Source organism: Romboutsia sp. (assembly GCF_035470145.1).
GTDB lineage: Bacteria > Bacillota > Clostridia > Peptostreptococcales > Peptostreptococcaceae > Romboutsia_D.
The window spans coordinates 1-15975 of record NZ_DATIRC010000328.1 but is presented as its reverse complement, the minus strand read 5'-3'; the positions used below and the strand labels follow the sequence as shown (position 1 = coordinate 15975).

General features: G+C 26.9%; 16 protein-coding genes, 2 riboswitches and 1 other annotated feature. Of the genes, 13 read left to right on the top strand and 3 right to left on the bottom strand.

Annotated elements, in window-relative coordinates; translation table 11 throughout:
* From VLM92_RS13280 to VLM92_RS13255, 6 genes are all read left to right on the top strand, one after another.
* Positions 1-267 (top strand): hypothetical protein (locus VLM92_RS13280; RefSeq protein WP_331681776.1); only part of this gene is annotated, 267 nt, incomplete at its 5' end.
* Positions 268-277: 10 nt separating this feature from the next.
* On the top strand, positions 278-1666 hold the full coding sequence (locus VLM92_RS13275; RefSeq protein WP_325276814.1) for a hypothetical protein: 1389 nt from the start codon (positions 278-280) through the stop codon (positions 1664-1666).
* A 21-nt stretch (positions 1667-1687) separates the two neighbouring features.
* A complete protein-coding gene (gene walR / locus VLM92_RS13270) occupies positions 1688-2386 on the top strand; it encodes a cell wall metabolism DNA-binding response regulator WalR (protein WP_325276813.1) in 699 nt (232 codons plus the stop codon).
* A gap of 2 nt (positions 2387-2388) precedes the next feature.
* A complete protein-coding gene (locus VLM92_RS13265; RefSeq protein WP_325276812.1) occupies positions 2389-3822 on the top strand; it encodes an ATP-binding protein in 1434 nt (477 codons plus the stop codon).
* A 137-nt stretch (positions 3823-3959) separates the two neighbouring features.
* The gene (gene truA, locus VLM92_RS13260; protein WP_325276811.1) at positions 3960-4697 is read left to right on the top strand and encodes a tRNA pseudouridine(38-40) synthase TruA; all 738 of its coding nucleotides are present in this window, start codon (positions 3960-3962) and stop codon (positions 4695-4697) included.
* Between the two features lie 85 nt (positions 4698-4782).
* Positions 4783-4994: a binding site (T-box leader), on the top strand.
* Positions 4995-5429: 435 nt separating this feature from the next.
* Positions 5430-6683, top strand: coding sequence for an argininosuccinate synthase (locus VLM92_RS13255; protein WP_325276810.1), 1254 nt, complete (start codon positions 5430-5432; stop codon positions 6681-6683).
* A gap of 54 nt (positions 6684-6737) precedes the next feature.
* Here the strand turns inward: VLM92_RS13255 and VLM92_RS13250 are convergent, their stop codons facing one another.
* Together VLM92_RS13250 and VLM92_RS13245 are read right to left on the bottom strand one after the other, a co-directional pair.
* Positions 6738-7118 carry a DUF4363 family protein gene (locus tag VLM92_RS13250; RefSeq protein WP_325276809.1) on the bottom strand — a complete coding sequence of 127 codons (381 nt, stop codon included), beginning with the start codon at positions 7116-7118 and terminating at the stop codon, positions 6738-6740.
* Between the two features lie 21 nt (positions 7119-7139).
* Positions 7140-7796 carry a DUF421 domain-containing protein gene (locus VLM92_RS13245; RefSeq protein ID WP_325276808.1) on the bottom strand — a complete coding sequence of 219 codons (657 nt, stop codon included), beginning with the start codon at positions 7794-7796 and terminating at the stop codon, positions 7140-7142.
* A gap of 198 nt (positions 7797-7994) precedes the next feature.
* On the opposite strand from VLM92_RS13245, the gene miaB reads away from it, so the two are divergent.
* Both miaB and VLM92_RS13235 read left to right on the top strand, forming a co-directional pair.
* Positions 7995-9428, top strand: a complete 1434-nt coding sequence (gene miaB / locus VLM92_RS13240) for a tRNA (N6-isopentenyl adenosine(37)-C2)-methylthiotransferase MiaB (protein ID WP_325276807.1) — start codon at positions 7995-7997, stop codon at positions 9426-9428.
* Between the two features lie 29 nt (positions 9429-9457).
* Positions 9458-9552: riboswitch (TPP riboswitch) on the top strand.
* A gap of 245 nt (positions 9553-9797) precedes the next feature.
* On the top strand, positions 9798-10487 hold the full coding sequence (locus VLM92_RS13235) for an HD-GYP domain-containing protein (protein WP_325276806.1): 690 nt from the start codon (positions 9798-9800) through the stop codon (positions 10485-10487).
* Between the two features lie 128 nt (positions 10488-10615).
* Here VLM92_RS13235 and VLM92_RS13230 read toward each other — a convergent pair whose 3' ends face one another.
* Positions 10616-11227: a CoA pyrophosphatase gene (locus VLM92_RS13230; protein ID WP_325276805.1), complete on the bottom strand. Its 612-nt coding sequence runs from the start codon at positions 11225-11227 to the stop codon at positions 10616-10618.
* A 116-nt stretch (positions 11228-11343) separates the two neighbouring features.
* Positions 11344-11442, top strand: a riboswitch (TPP riboswitch).
* Positions 11443-11627: 185 nt separating this feature from the next.
* Between VLM92_RS13230 and VLM92_RS13225 the strand changes: the two genes are divergently transcribed.
* The 5 genes from VLM92_RS13225 (at position 11628) to VLM92_RS13205 (ending at position 15635) form a co-directional block, all read left to right on the top strand.
* A complete protein-coding gene (locus VLM92_RS13225) occupies positions 11628-11918 on the top strand; it encodes an MTH1187 family thiamine-binding protein (RefSeq protein ID WP_325276804.1) in 291 nt (96 codons plus the stop codon).
* Entirely contained in the window at positions 11893-12657 is a 765-nt protein-coding gene (locus tag VLM92_RS13220) for an ABC transporter permease (RefSeq protein ID WP_325276803.1), read from the top strand. The genes VLM92_RS13225 and VLM92_RS13220 overlap by 26 nt, the downstream gene beginning before the upstream one ends.
* Before the next feature lie 10 nt (positions 12658-12667).
* Positions 12668-13684, top strand: a complete 1017-nt coding sequence (locus VLM92_RS13215) for an ABC transporter substrate-binding protein (protein WP_325276802.1) — start codon at positions 12668-12670, stop codon at positions 13682-13684.
* Positions 13665-14411 (top strand): ABC transporter ATP-binding protein, encoded by a 747-nt coding sequence (locus tag VLM92_RS13210; RefSeq protein WP_325276801.1) that lies wholly within the window; start codon positions 13665-13667, stop codon positions 14409-14411. The genes VLM92_RS13215 and VLM92_RS13210 overlap by 20 nt, the downstream gene beginning before the upstream one ends.
* A gap of 147 nt (positions 14412-14558) precedes the next feature.
* Positions 14559-15635 (top strand): hypothetical protein, encoded by a 1077-nt coding sequence (locus VLM92_RS13205; RefSeq protein WP_325276800.1) that lies wholly within the window; start codon positions 14559-14561, stop codon positions 15633-15635.
* Positions 15636-15975 lie beyond the last annotated feature (340 nt).

Below are 15975 nucleotides of genomic sequence, written 5' to 3'. Positions count from 1 at the left end.
AATTTTCTAGAACAAGTAAGTAATGATAAAAAATTTAATGAAGAAGTATCTAAATTAATAAAATGGCACATGCAACCTTTATTTTATGATAAAAATCTTCCATTTTTTAAACCACAAAACATGTTAAATGATGTAGAATATAAAGAAGTGGCTTTAATATCTTTTTGCGATAGATTAGGAAGAGGACAATTAAGTGAAGAAACTATTGAGAAAGAGAAAGAAAGAATTAAAAAATTTGAGGAGTATTGTAGCAAAGCGATAGATTAGGAGGTTTTAGATGAAATTATTTAAGTTAATAACGGGTGCTAGTTTGCTAGCCCTTTTAACTACGGGGTGCAGTCTTAATTCAGAATCTCCAGAAGAACTTATTAAATACAAACCTATTTATAATGAAAATAAGGAAATATTGTATAAAGGAATAAATCAGTTGCTTCCATTAAACTCTTCATTAATATTGCCATCTAACTCAAGTGAAGTTGGCAAAATTAATGAGGTTGATTTAAATGGTGATGGAGTAGAGGAATTAGTGGCATTTGAGAAAAAAGAAAATTTAAATGATAATCAAAATGAAGTTGGGTTTATAGTTTTGAGTAAAAATAAAGACGAAACATATATAGATAAAGGAAATTTACTTCAAGCCGGAGATTATATAGAATATGCTAATTTTTATGATTTAAATAATGATGGATGTAAGGAAATTATATTATTAATTAAAGAAGGAAATAAAACTAACATGCATATATATTCTTTCGAAGAAGATGAAATTAAAAATATATATACATTAAATCCAACGTGGATAAAAGATAAGCGCAATATGCTTGATGTGAAAATAAAAATTGGATATATTGATGATGATGATAAATTAGATATTTTAATAATACATTATGATCCTAAAAATAGTAAAGCATATGCAAGTTTAGCTAATTTTAATACAAGTTTAGAACTAATAGATTTTACAGAGTTTAGTAATGTGAAAAATTTAAGTAATTTATATATCACAATAGGTACTATTGCAACTGAAAAAGTAGGAAATACTACAATTGAAAAAAATGGTGTCATTTTAGATATACCAACTATTCAAGACAATAATTATATAACACAAATACTTTATGTTAGAGATAAAAAAATTAAGAAGGCCTTTAGTGATGATGATAAGAATATAATGAAACCATATTATATTCCAATTGAAGATATTAACAAAGATAAAGTGATTGAAATACCTATAGTAAATGGAAGCGGAAACATTTATACTCAAAAAAACTCGGCTAAGATGAGTTGGTATAAATGGAATGGGAAAGAAGAAGAAAAATCGGGCTTAGTGTTTATGAGTCAAATATACTATAATTATCAATATAACTATAAAATGCTTATACCTAATAGTTTGGTAAATAAGGTTTATATAGCACAAGAATATAAAGGTGATGACGTACTATTTAAATTTAATTATTATGATATAGTAGATATAGGACCTAAAAATTTATTCACTATATCAGTAGTAAATAAGAGCATGATAGATGATAAAAAAAATGTATCAAGTTCAAATGGAATTATTCTTAAGGAAACAAATGAGTATAGTTTTATATTATATCAAAATGATTTAGAAGAATTAAAAAAATTAAAGATAAATATAGAAGCATTAATAGAGTATTTCTCATTAATATACTAATATTTATTGGGAGGATTTAAAATGAAGGAAAAAATATTAATATTAGAAGATGAAATAGGAATTAGAAGTTTTGTAAGTATAAATCTAAAAAGAGAAGGATATGAAATAATAGAAGCAGCTACAGGGGGCGAAGCTATAGAAAAAATGAATAGTGAAAAAAACATAAAATTAGCACTTTTAGATGTTATGCTTCCAGATATGAGTGGGATAGAGGTATGTAAATTTATAAGACAAAATTTTGACCAAGTAGGTATAATTATGCTTACTGCAAAAGCTCAAGAAGATGACAAAATAGAAGGGTTTATATCAGGTGCAGATGATTATATTGCAAAACCATTTAGCATAAAAGAGTTGTTAGTAAGGGTATCAGCGCTACTTAGAAGGGTTAAAAAAGATGATAATACTAACAAAAACAATGAAATAGTATCTGAACCATTCGTTTTAGATTTAGATAAAAGAAAGTTATTTAAAAATAACAATGAAATAGAACTTACTCCAACAGAATTTTCAATAGTAAAATATTTAATGATAAATGCAAAACAATCGTTAAGTAGAGATCAAATACTTGATGAAGTTTGGGGAACTAATTACCTTTATGATTTTAAAATAGTGGATGTGAATATAAGAAGAATAAGAAATAAGATAGAAGATGACCCATCAAAACCTAAGTATATACAAACTATTTGGGGGTATGGATATTGCTTTAGAAAGGAAGAATAGCAGTGCTACATTTTGAAGGGTTAAGAAAAAAGATAATTAAAAACTACTTTACAATAATTATTATAACAGTTGCATTATTTGAAGGATTATTTATATTTTATATTCAAAATTACTACTATGATTATGTAAGGCAAAGTCTAAAAGGACAAGTAGAATATACTAATACTGTATACAACACTAATATAGCTATGGAGACTAGTAGCTTTGAAAAAAAAGTAAGTAATATAATTGAAAAACAAAATGTAGGTAATAACTCTAAATACGCTATTCAAATAATAGATAAAAATAAAAACATAATATTGGATTCATATGGTTTTAAGGTTGAACAAAAAGCTAACTTTGAAGATGTAAATAGAGCATTAAAAGATGCTAAAGAATTAGTACCATATACTTATAAAATAACAGATACAAATGAACATGTAATGAGTGTATCTGTTCCACTTAAGACAAACAATATAATAGAAGGTGTTGTAAGGTATACAGTATCACTAAATAAAATAGATAACACAATATTTAGATTAACATTGGGGCTTGTATTAGCAGGGATATGTATTTTACTTATAGCAATATCCTTAAGCCTTAGATTTGCAGAAACCTTAATTCAACCTCTTAGAGAATTAAAACAATTTGCAAATGAATTAGCACATGGGAATTATAGTATAAAATTAAAAAATACAAAGATATCAGATGATGAAATTGGAGACTTAGCTCAAACATTTGAGCATATGGCTGCGGAAATAGATAAAAGTGAAAAGTTAAAAGAAGAATTTATATCTTCTATATCACATGAACTTAGAACACCACTTACATCCATAAAAGGATGGAGTGAAACTCTAGGATATGAAGGCATAACAAAAGAGGAATTAGATTTAGGCCTTGGTATAATTCAGGATGAAACTGAAAGACTTATAAAGCTTGTAATGGAGCTATTAGATTTTTCGCGTCTTGCATCAGATAGCATAAAATTACAGATAGATATGGTTGATGTTAAACATTTAGTAGTAGGAGTAGTAAATCAGCTAAAAGTAAAATCAAGTGAAAAAAGTATAAAGTTAATCGCAGGATTTGAAGATCAGGATATTCAAAATATACAAGGTGATAAAAATAGGCTAAGACAAGTCTTAATAAATTTAGTTCAAAACTCTATAAAATTTACTAGCGAAGGTGGATTTGTTAAGGTTGCAGTTTCCCAAGGCGAGGAGTTTACAACGATAAGAATTATAGATAATGGCTGTGGAATAGAAACTGAAAATTTAGATAAAGTATTAGATAAATTTTTCCAAGAGGATTATAACAAAGCAGGTAGTGGTCTAGGTCTTGCAATAAGCCATGAAATAGTTAAGCTTCATGGTGGAAATATGACATTAGAAAGTGAAAAAGGTATAGGAACTACTATAACAATTACTATTAAAAATAAATTAATTGAATCAATATAGTATTAAATTGTAGAAAAATAGGATATACTGAAAAGAGTATATCCTATTTTGTTATATAAAATAAGATAAGAAAATGAAAATAATAGATTATAAAATATGATTTATAATGAAGAGTTATTAATAGAAAGAGGCATAATATGAGAAATATAAAAATGACAATTAAATATGATGGATCAAGATACAAAGGATTTCAAAGGCTTCAAGATAATGATATGACAATACAAGGAAAGATTGAAGCTGTGCTTGGGAAAATGACTGATGAGCCTATAGAAATAATTGGTTCAGGAAGAACAGATATGGGAGTTCATGCTTATGGACAAGTTGCAAATTTTAAAACAAACAGTGAAATGTCTTTAAAGAAAATGAAAGCTTATTTATATGAATATTTACCAGAGGATATTGTAGTTACAAATATAGAAGAAGTTGATGAAAGATTCCATTCTAGATATAATGCAAAATCAAAGGTATATTTATATAAAATCTATAACAATGAAGTTCATGATCCATTTTTAAGAAAATATACTAATCATATAACAAGAAAATTAGACTTAAACTTAATGAAAGAAGCTAGTAAGGAATTACTAGGAGAACACGATTTTACTAGTTTCGCTTCATCAAAATCTAAGAAAAAGTCTAATGTGAGAACTATACATTCAATAGAAATACAAGAAAATAATAATGTAATAGAAATTTATGTTGAAGGCGATGGATTTTTATACAATATGGTAAGAATTATAGTAGGTGCACTAATTGATGCAGGATTAAGAAGAAAAAGTATAAAAGATATAAAATACATGTTAGAAGCTAAAGATAGAACTGTAGCATCTGATACAGCAGCTGCAAAAGGACTTTATTTATATAAAGTAAAATATTAATTTATATAAATTTATTTATATGATTGACATTTTAAATAATATAAGTTATTATATATACAAGATAAACAAACAAAACTTAAATAATTTAGATTCTATGAAAAAGAAAGTAACTTAAGTGGATTTGATAGAGAGCTGGGGATGGTGGAAGCCTAGCAAAAATATTTAAGTGAAGAGAGCTTTGGAGAATACTGCAGGAAATTTATAGTATGGCAGTAGGTCAGTCTCGCCTTAAGAGAAAGAGTGGATAAGTAAATCTTATCAATTAGAGTGGTAACGCGGATAATATTCGTCTCTTGGTTTTAACCAAGAGGCGTTTTTTAATATAAAAATAGCTTGTATCTTTTATAATTACTAAAAGAACAAAGTTAAATTTTATTCAGTGTTATTTGCTATATTTGAAAGAATTCTTATCAATAAGAGTGGTACCGCGGAAATTCGCCTCTTAGTATTTTATACTAAGGGGCTTTTTTGTATTAAGGACAACATAAGAAGATTAATCATATCGATTAAGAATCAGGATATAAGCAATCAAGTAATGAATACAATATACAAAGTACAACAATAATTTGCGCAAATTATATAAAAATTAATTTTTTAAAATAACTAAGTTATAAAAGCTAAAAAGATGAAAAAAATAACAAAATTTAATAAAGATAATAAATGAATTAAAAATAATAAATTAACCAAAAATAATAATTTAATTAAAAATAATAATTTTAGGAGGAAGAAACTATGAAAGAGAAAGTTATATTAGCATATTCAGGGGGATTAGATACATCTATAATAATACCATGGTTAAAAGAAAACTATGATATAGAGGTAATAGCAGTATCTGTAAATGTAGGTCAAGATGATAATATGGAAGAAGTTTATGAAAAGGCCTTAAAAAGTGGTGCAAGTAAGGCATATGTAGATGATTTAAGTGAAGAATTTGTAACAGAAACTATATTTAAAGCAATAAAAGCTGAAGCAAAGTATGAAGGAAAATACTTACTTGGAACATCATTAGCTAGACCGATAATAGCTAAAAGATTAGTAGAAGTGGCACATTTAGAAGGAGCAAAATATATATGCCATGGATGTACAGGGAAAGGAAATGATCAAGTAAGATTTGAAGCTTCAATAGCAGCACTTGATCCAACTATAAAAATCATAGCACCATGGAGAATGTGGGATATAAAGTCAAGAGAAGATGCTATAGAGTATGCAAATAAGAAAAATATTCCTATAACTGTAACTAAAGAAAAAATATATTCAGTGGATGCAAATCTTTGGCATACATCTACAGAAGGTGGAGATATAGAATATTTAGAAAATGAACATCAAAATCATGTATATAAAAAATGTTTACCATTAGAACAAGCTTGTGATACACCGGAATATGTTGAAATACATTTTGAAAAAGGAATTCCAACAAAAGTAAATGGAAAAGAACTTTCACCTGTTGAAATAGTAAAAACATTAAATGATATAGGTGCAAAACATGGAATCGGAGTAATTGATATAATTGAAAATAGATTAGTTGGAATGAAATCAAGAGGAATATACGAGACTCCAGGAGGTACAATACTTTATGAAGCTCATAATATATTAGAAAGTGCAACTTTAGATAAAGAGGCGCTACATTTTAAACAAATGGTATCGTTAAAATACGGAGAACTTATATATAATGGGTTATGGTATTCAAAGATAAGAGAGGCGATAGATGCTTTTATGGAAGAAACTCAAGAAAATGTATCTGGAAGTGTTAAAATGAAGCTTTACAAAGGATTCATAAAGCCTGCAGGTACATTTACAGAAAATGCGCTTTATGACTATTCAATATCATCATTTGGAGATAGTGAACTGTATGACCATAAAGATGCACAAGGGTTTATAAATCTATTTACATTACCTCTTAAAATCAAAGCTATAAAAAATATGAATAAGGAAAATGAATATGAAGAATTAAATCAAGAGATTGCTGTAGATAAGATTATACAATAAAATTATATAAATAAATAGGCTGATATAATCAGCCTATTTAAAATTGATATAAAGTTAGAATATATGGTCTAAATCACATTTGACACTTTCTAAAATATTATCTAGTGTAGATTTTATGTTTGCGATTTGTTCCAAAGACATAGATTTATCTTTTGAATATACAGATCCATCTAATATATCTAAACATAAACATATATTATCAAAATAATCATGGTTTAATAATTTATACCAAGCACCTTTATCATTGAGAAAGTCTTCATTATATTTATCTAATTCATACTTTGCAGTTTGCCAATCATCTTCTTTTATATAGGTTTCTATTATATCAACTTGAGATGTGTATTCATCTGTAAATTCATGGATTTCACTATTGATGTAAAGTCCAAATATTATAAATAGAATTGTCCAAATTAACGAATAAATTAAAGTTTTCAAAGAAATTCACCCCGATGCATTTTATTTTTCTTTTTTTTGGATAAAGATTCTATCGTTTTCATCTATAACACAAATAAGTACATCTTCTACACTTTCAATATGATTGGACTTTAAAGTTTCAAGCAACCAATCAATATTTTTATTAATAAGTTTAACGTTATGTCTTATAATTTTACCATCTAGTATCAAAGATAATGGAAGATGATTTAATTTTTTAGATGGCACATCAACATATGAAGGACTTGGCAATATACTTAAATTACCATCTGTTTCAAGTATAGCATATTGAACATCAGTAATTTTAAAGTAACCATCAATACGAAGTTGTTCTAAAAGTTCATCAATAGTAATTCTTTCTTTTTCTAATTCTTTATAATTTATTTTCCCTTTATCAATTAGTATAGAAGGTTTACCAGATAAAAAGACTCTAATTTTTCTATTTTTTAATGTAATGTATGAAATAATTATTTGCATAGCAACAAGACCTGTGACGGCTGCTATACCATTAATTATAGGTATATTATTGTTTTCCATAGGAATCGCAGCAACTTCAGCTATTAAAAGAGTTATAACTAAGTCAAATGCATTCATTTCAGCTATTTCACCTTTACCCATAATTCTTAAGGCTATTAAAACCACTATATATAGCAAAATACTTCTTATTAAAACTACAATCATTTTTATTTTCCTTTCAAAATCATATAATAAATTAGTATTTCCAACACACCAATATTGATACATAAAACTTAAATCTAACACCTTTAAAATATTGGATAAATTTGATATAATAAGTTTTAAATGAATTTATTAAAATATCAAATAAAAATTTATATAAATAAAGCAATAATAGTAGTAACTATCAAGGAGGATTAAGATATGAGTAAAAGAAAACAAGTACAAGTTCCTATAGAGAAAATTCAAGAACAAGATAGATTTATAGAAGCAATAGCAGAACAAAACTCAAGATACTATGCTATACATCAAACTAAACCAAGATATTTAATACAAACATTTGGATGCCAAATGAATGAACATGATTCTGAAAAATTATGTGCAATGCTTGATGAAATGGGATATGAAAGAGGAATGACTGCAGGAGAATGTGACTTAATAATATACAACACATGCGCAGTAAGAGAAAATGCAGAACTTAAGGTTTATGGAAATCTTGGACAATTAAAGTTCCAAAAAAGAAAGAACCCAGATTTAAAAATAGCTGTTTGTGGATGTATGATGCAACAACCTCATGTTGTTAAAGAATTAAAATCAAAATACAGACACGTTGACTTAGTATTTGGTACACACAATTTATATAAGTTCCCAGAGTTATTAACAAATTCAATGGATACTAATAAAATGTTAGTTGACGTATGGGATGTTGATGGAGAAGTTGTAGAAGGACTTAGAAGCAATAGAAAGTTTGAACTTAAAGCATTTGTAAATATAATGTATGGATGTAATAATTTCTGTACTTATTGTATAGTTCCATATACAAGAGGTAGAGAAAGAAGTAGAACACCAGAAGATATAATAAATGAAATAAAAGAGCTAGCAGCAAATGGAACAAAGGAAGTTACATTACTTGGACAAAATGTTGATTCATATGGAAAAACATTAGAAGAACCTATGACATTTGCACAGCTTTTAAGGATAGTAAATGACATAGAAGGAATCGAAAGAGTTAGATTTATGACATCTCATCCGAAAGATATTTCTGATGAAGTTATATATGCAATGAGAGATTGTGATAAAGTATGTGAATTCTTACACTTACCAGTTCAATGTGGAAGTAGTTCATTACTTAAAAAAATGAACAGGCATTATACTAAAGAATATTATTTAGATATAATAGAAAAGGCTAAGAAAGAAGTCCCAGGTATAGCATTTTCTACAGACTTAATGATAGGATTCCCAGGCGAAACAGAAGAAGATTTATTAGATACAATAGACGTAGTAGAAAAAGTAAGATATGGCTCTGCATTTACATTTATATATTCTAAGAGACAAGGAACTCCGGCTGCACAAATGGAAGATCAAATACCAGAGGATGTAAAGCATGAGAGATTTAATAAAGTATTAAACAAAGTAAATGAAATATGTGCACAGATAAACCAAAGTTATACTGATAAAGTTGTTGAAGTTTTAGTTGAAGGAAAAAGTAAAACAGATGATGATAAGTTTACGGGAAGAACTAGACAAAATAAACTAGTAAACTTTGAAGCTGAAGGTGAAGATTTAGTTGGAAAATTAGTTATGGTAAAAATAACTAGTGCAAACACATTCTCATTAAACGGCATAATAGTAAAATAGAACATACTAATTAAAGTGTAAAACAAAATAAAAATAGCTAGGGGAGCTAAATGGCTGAGAGGATAGACCGACCCTTATACCTGATCTAGATAATGCTAGCGTAGGAAAGCTTTTATATAAAAATATAAATATAAAAGTGTTTAAATTTTAATTATATAATTATAAAGCTATACCTAATAAGGTGTAGCTTTTTTTAGATACAAGAAATTTATAAATCTTCTGATTTACGGATGAATTATAAAGTGTAACTGCTAAACTTAAGCAACGAGCCTGATTTTTAAGCTACGTGTGGGCGAAGTACCTTAGGCCGTTGGCGGCATGAGCGAAGTGAATTTTTATTTTAAAAATAATTTTTATGCTATTATATAAATGGAAATAAATTCAAAAATTGCAGGAGAGATAGATATGTTTGACAATATATTAGAGGTGATATTAGACACAATTCCAGATTGTATCTTTTATAAAGATGATAAATTATACAAAGAAAAACTTCCAAGTCTTATTAATTCTAAAAAAAGAATATTAGATGCATTAAATGAAGCTCTTACAGAAAAAAGCTTAGAAACTAAACAACATACAGAAAGAGTGGTTTATTACGCAAAGAAGCTAGGTAATAGAATTGGACTGGATTCTAATCAAATGAAGGATCTTATAGTAGCAGCAGTGTTACATGATATAGGAAAAATAGGAATACCAGATAAAATATTATCAAAACCTGGAAAGCTTACAGATAATGAATTTGAGCTGATGAAGACTCATACAGAAAAAGGTTATAGAGTTGCTAAATCCAATTATGAAATAGTGCATGTTGCAAATAATATATTATCACATCATGAAAGATGGGATGGTAAAGGATATCCATTAGGTTTAAAAGGTGAAAAAATACCACTTTTATCGAGAATAATCTGTATAGTGGATTCCTATGATGCAATGACTAGTGAACGAGCATATAAGCATAAAATGAGCAATGAAGAAGCAATAAATGAAATTAAAAAGTGCTCAGGAACGCAATTTGATCCAAAGATAGCAAAGATATTTATAGAAGAATTTAGTAGATAAAAAACTAACATATATAAGCTATAAAAATAAGAAAAAATACCGTATATAAGAGACAATTAAAAAAGTCTACTATAGATGGTATTTTTTAATATAATTAAAATATTTTTTTAAATTAAGTTTAAGTAATACTAATTCATTATTAGCATCAAGAAATTTTCAAGAATCTTAGCAGTAATCCCCCAAATGATATATTTTTCATATTCATAAAAGAGTACAGGGTAATTACCACTATCAAACTTATAGCTATGATTATTGGGAATAATATCATATGGGAAATTCTCATGTGGAATAATTTTGACTTCGTTGTTATAGTAACTAGGCTCATATTTTAGTAAGTATGAAATTGGAACTAAAAATATGTGATCTACTTCATCTTTATTTATATTTAGGTTACTTATATCCTTTATATATCCTGAATAGGGATGAATTATTAAATTTGAAGGTGTAACAAGTAAATCAAGACCAGATATAATATCAATGTTATTTTTATTCGTACCAAGTTCTTCACAGGTTTCTCTAATAACTGCATCAAGTGGTGATTCATTAGGTTCTATTTTTCCACCAGGAAATGATATTTCATTAGGTTGAGTTCTTAAATTTTTAGAACGAACTTGAAATAATATATAGTAACTATTATCCTTTTTTACAATAGGAATTAGAACAGAAGCTTTTTTCATATTTTGATGTCCGTTTATATACGGTTTATAGTTTTGAAATTTATCTTTTAGGGTATTAATCATAATGACCTCCTTAATAAGCAATATATACTTATTATAGTATATGAAATATTAATAATTAAGGGCAAATATAAAATAATTGTTAAAATTTGATAAGTATAGTATAATTAAGTTGAAAATACATATTTTAGGGGAGCTAATTGGCTGAGAGGAGACACAATCTCGACCCTTTAACCTGTTTGGATAATGCCAGCGTAGGGAGATAAAATAGCTTATATAAAAAGAGCTTGCAGGTCTTATCCTAGTTGGATAAGACCTTTTTGATTAAACTATAAAATTGAGATATATTGCTAAATTTGTGAAAAAATTTTTAGTATATTTTTGGATAGATAAGCTTAATTTATATCAGGAAACTAGAATTTATGTATATGAATAAAAACTAACTTAAAGGATGGTGAACTATATGGTAATAGCAGATGTATCAGTAATGCCCCTGAGACCTTATGCAGGAGAAGAAGAGATGTATAAGGTAGTAGATGCATGTATAGAAGAAATTCAAAAAAGTGGCCTAAAGTATGAAATAGGTGCAATGAGTACAACAATAGAAGGAGAATTTGAAGAAGTATTTGATCTTTTAAAGGTAATACATAAAATCCCTTTTAATCTTGGTTGTGAAAGAGTTATAACAACAGCTAGGATAGATGAAAAAGCTGGGGGAATAACTATAAATGAAAAACTTAAAAACCATAGATAAAGTAAAAAATAGCTTATATCCTATAGTTACATTTTTAGTTTTGTTAATTATATGGGAAGTAATAGTCAAAGTACAAAATGTACCTCAATATATATTACCAGCTCCAACAGATATACTGAAGGTATTTTATAAAGATTACTTAAATTTATACGTTAACACTTTAACCACTTTAAATGAAGCTACAATAGGATTTATAATAGCTATAATACTATCGTTAACTATGGGAATACTTATGGATTTTATACCTATTTTTAAAAAATGTGTATATCCTATAATGGTTGTATCGCAAACCATACCAACTATCGCAATAGCGCCACTTTTAATAATATGGTTTGGGTTTGATATGTTGCCTAAAGTTATAATGGTAATTATGACTTGTTTTTTTCCAATACTTATAAGTTTTGTAGATGGTATAGAAAATATAGACAAGGATTATTTGAATTTATTTAAAACTATGAATAGTAGTAAATTAGCTACATTTATACATCTTAAATTTCCAATGGCTATGGATAAATTTTTCTCAGGACTTAAGATATCAGCAACTTATACAGTAGTTGCTGCAACTGTAGCAGAATGGTTAGGTGGAACAAAAGGGTTAGGTGTATATATGGTAAGATCAAAGAGTGCATACGCATTAGATAAAGTTTTTGCATCTACTATATTGGTAGTAATATTTAGTTTGATATTTGTAGGAATAGTACAAGCTATTAAAAAAATAGCCTTAAGGCATAATATATAAGGAGAATTTTATGAAATTAAAAAAATTAGTAAGTTTAGGACTTGTAAGTGTACTTACAATGAGTGTACTTAGTGGATGTTCAAATAAAAATGAAAACAACGTTGCTAACAAAGAAGAATCAAAAAATGAAAAGGTAACAATGGTACTAGATTGGACACCAAACACTAATCATACAGGATTATATGTAGCGCTTGAAAATGGATATTATAAAGAAGAAGGTCTAGATGTTGAAATAGTACAACCGTCTGAAGGAGGAGCTGCAACTTTAGTTGCTACGGGAAAAGCTGAATTTGGAGTAAGTTATCAAGAAGAGGTAACTTTTGCTAAAACTAGTGAAGATACACTTCCAATAAAAGCAGTAGCAACAGTTATACAACATAATACTTCAGGATTTGCTTCACCTAAGGATAAAAATATAACATCTCCTAAAGATTTTGAAGGAAAAACTTACGGAGGATGGGGATCTCCTTCTGAAGATGCAATATTAAAAGCACTTATGAAAAAAGAAGGTAAAGATTTTAGTAAATTAAAAGTAGCAAATATTGGACAAGATGACTTTTTTGCTGCTACAAGTAAAAATATAGATTTTGCATGGATATTTGAAGGATGGGATGGTGTAGAGGCTAATAGACGTGGTATTGATTTAAACTTTATACCAATGGGACAAGTAGATGAAAGACTTGACTATTACACACCACTTATAATATCTAACGAAAAATTATTAAATGAAAATCCAGAACTTGCTAAAAAATTCTTAAAAGCTACAGCTAAAGGATATGAGTATGCAATAGAAAATCCTACTGAGGCTGCTAAAATATTAGTAAAACATGCACCAGAAATAGATGAAGAATTAGCTATAAAAAGTCAAGAGTATTTAGCAGATAAGTATATAGATGATGCTAGTAGATGGGGTGAAATGAAGGATAGTGTATGGAATAATTACACAGAATTCTTAAAAGAATATAAGTTGATAAATAAAGATTTAAAGCCTAGTGAGGCATATAGTAATGAATTCTTACCACAATAAAAAAGTAAAGATAAATATAAAAAGTATATCTAAAAGCTATGAAGAAATAGAAGTATTAAAAAACATAAGTATAAAGGTCTATGAAAGTGAGTTTGTAAGTATATTAGGTCCAAGTGGGTGTGGGAAAAGTACTATATTTAACATAGTTGCAAATTTAATAGACTATAGTAGTGGAAGTATAAGTATAGACGGAAGGTTAAGTTATATGTATCAAAAAGACCTTTTATTACCACATAAGACTATAATAGATAATGTAAGCTTACCGTTGACGATAAAGAAAGAAAAAGGATTTAGAAAAAAAAATCTTAAAAAAAGAGAAGCACATAAAAAAGTAAAAGATTACTTTACTACATTTGGTTTAAGTGGATATGAAAACAAATATCCAAGAGAACTGTCAGGTGGGATGAAGCAAAGAGCGAACTTTTTAAGGACGTTTATAAATTCTAATGATATAATGCTTTTAGATGAACCATTTGGAGCGCTTGACTCTATTACAAAATCATCTATGCAAAAATGGTTATTAGAAGTTAAAAATAAGGTTAATTCTACAATACTTTTAATAACTCATGATATTGATGAAGCTATAATGTTATCAGATCGGATTTATGTAATATCAAAAAAACCAGCTGTTGTAAAAAAAGAGTTTATAATTGATAAAAATTATTACAATGATGATAATTTAGAAAATATTATAAAACTAAAAAAAGATATAGTAAGTTTATTATAACCAAAAGGAAGTATCTAGAAATGATTTTAATCATTACTCAAAGATACTTCCTTTTTTGATGTTAAAATTTTACTATAGAATAAAATTCATGTTATAATTGTAGATGATTTTAATTTTTACATACAAAATATAGTAAGGAGCTATGAAATGACAGAAGATATTCAAATAAAAGACATAGAAGATATAACTAAAAATAATAATTTTAAATTATGTGTTAAAGAAAATAACATTTATATAAATATACCAAAAGAAATATTAGAAAAAGAAACAAATTTACTTACAGATTATATTAGAATATATTCTAATATAGAAAGTCTAAAAGAAAATATAAATAAATATTTATTTGATGAAAATAGTACTGTTACTTACAGTATTATAGGAAATCAACTTATGAAAATTAAAAGTGAAGAAAATTTACAAAAAATACTACCTCATATAAATGTTGATATAAATAAAATAGAAGAAAGATTAAAAAATATTTGTGCATGTTTTTCAGTACAATTGCAAGAAATAAATGCTATGAAAGAAGAATTAGCAAATAATTATGTAAATAATTCATATAACATGGACGATATAGTACATAAAGATTATGTAAATGAAGTGATAGAACATATAAAAAATGCTAGTATGTACTCACTAAAAGCCAAGTCTAGGTATGGTTCTATCTGCAGTGGTTATGAGCTTAAAGACAAAGAAGATATAATTGACTTTAATGATGAAGAAATTAATGGAGATTATAGCCCAATACTTGTGATTTATAGCCCAGCAAAATATCATAGAGGTCAATATGTACTTGAAGACTCATCTTATGTATATATAAAAAGACAACCCTTAGAAGCTCTTATAAAACAAGAAAGATTAGAAGAAAAGGGTATAGATTCTATGGGAGCTATAAGTTATAAAAAACTTAAACATGACCTTACCAATGAAAATTTACAAGAAATATTAGCAGAAATATATGTATATGCTCAAAAGAATTCTATAAAATTTGAAAATATAAAATTAGCGGATATAAATTGTAATAAAGTTTGGATGAGCGCTGATAGACTAAAAAAAGAGTTTAAAGAACTTAGATATTATCATAAAAACTTAACTCAAAAAATAAAAGATATATATGATTCTACGGGACAGTACTATACACAAATAGGTGGGAAATATATATTTAACAGTAGAGAATTTATGCATAGTTATAAAACATATAAAAGTAAAGATATAAACAACTAAAAAGGAAATAGGGCTATTAGATTTTAATAGTCCTATTTACATATTTAAAAGTTGTAATTTTAATATATCAGATATGCTATATATATGTTTAACTGGTATTTTTGCAATAAATAAAAAAAGTTTTAAATATATAAAAAAAATAACTTGAGAACGTTATCACTACATGTTATTATAAAAAATGTAAAAGAATAACAAATAAATGTCTTAAATGACAAATACATACAGTATTAAAGGAGATTATTATGGACATAAAGAGTAGATTAAGTGAATTAAGAAAACAAATGAATGAAAAAAATATATATGCGTATATAGTACCATCTTCAGATAATCATCAAAGTGA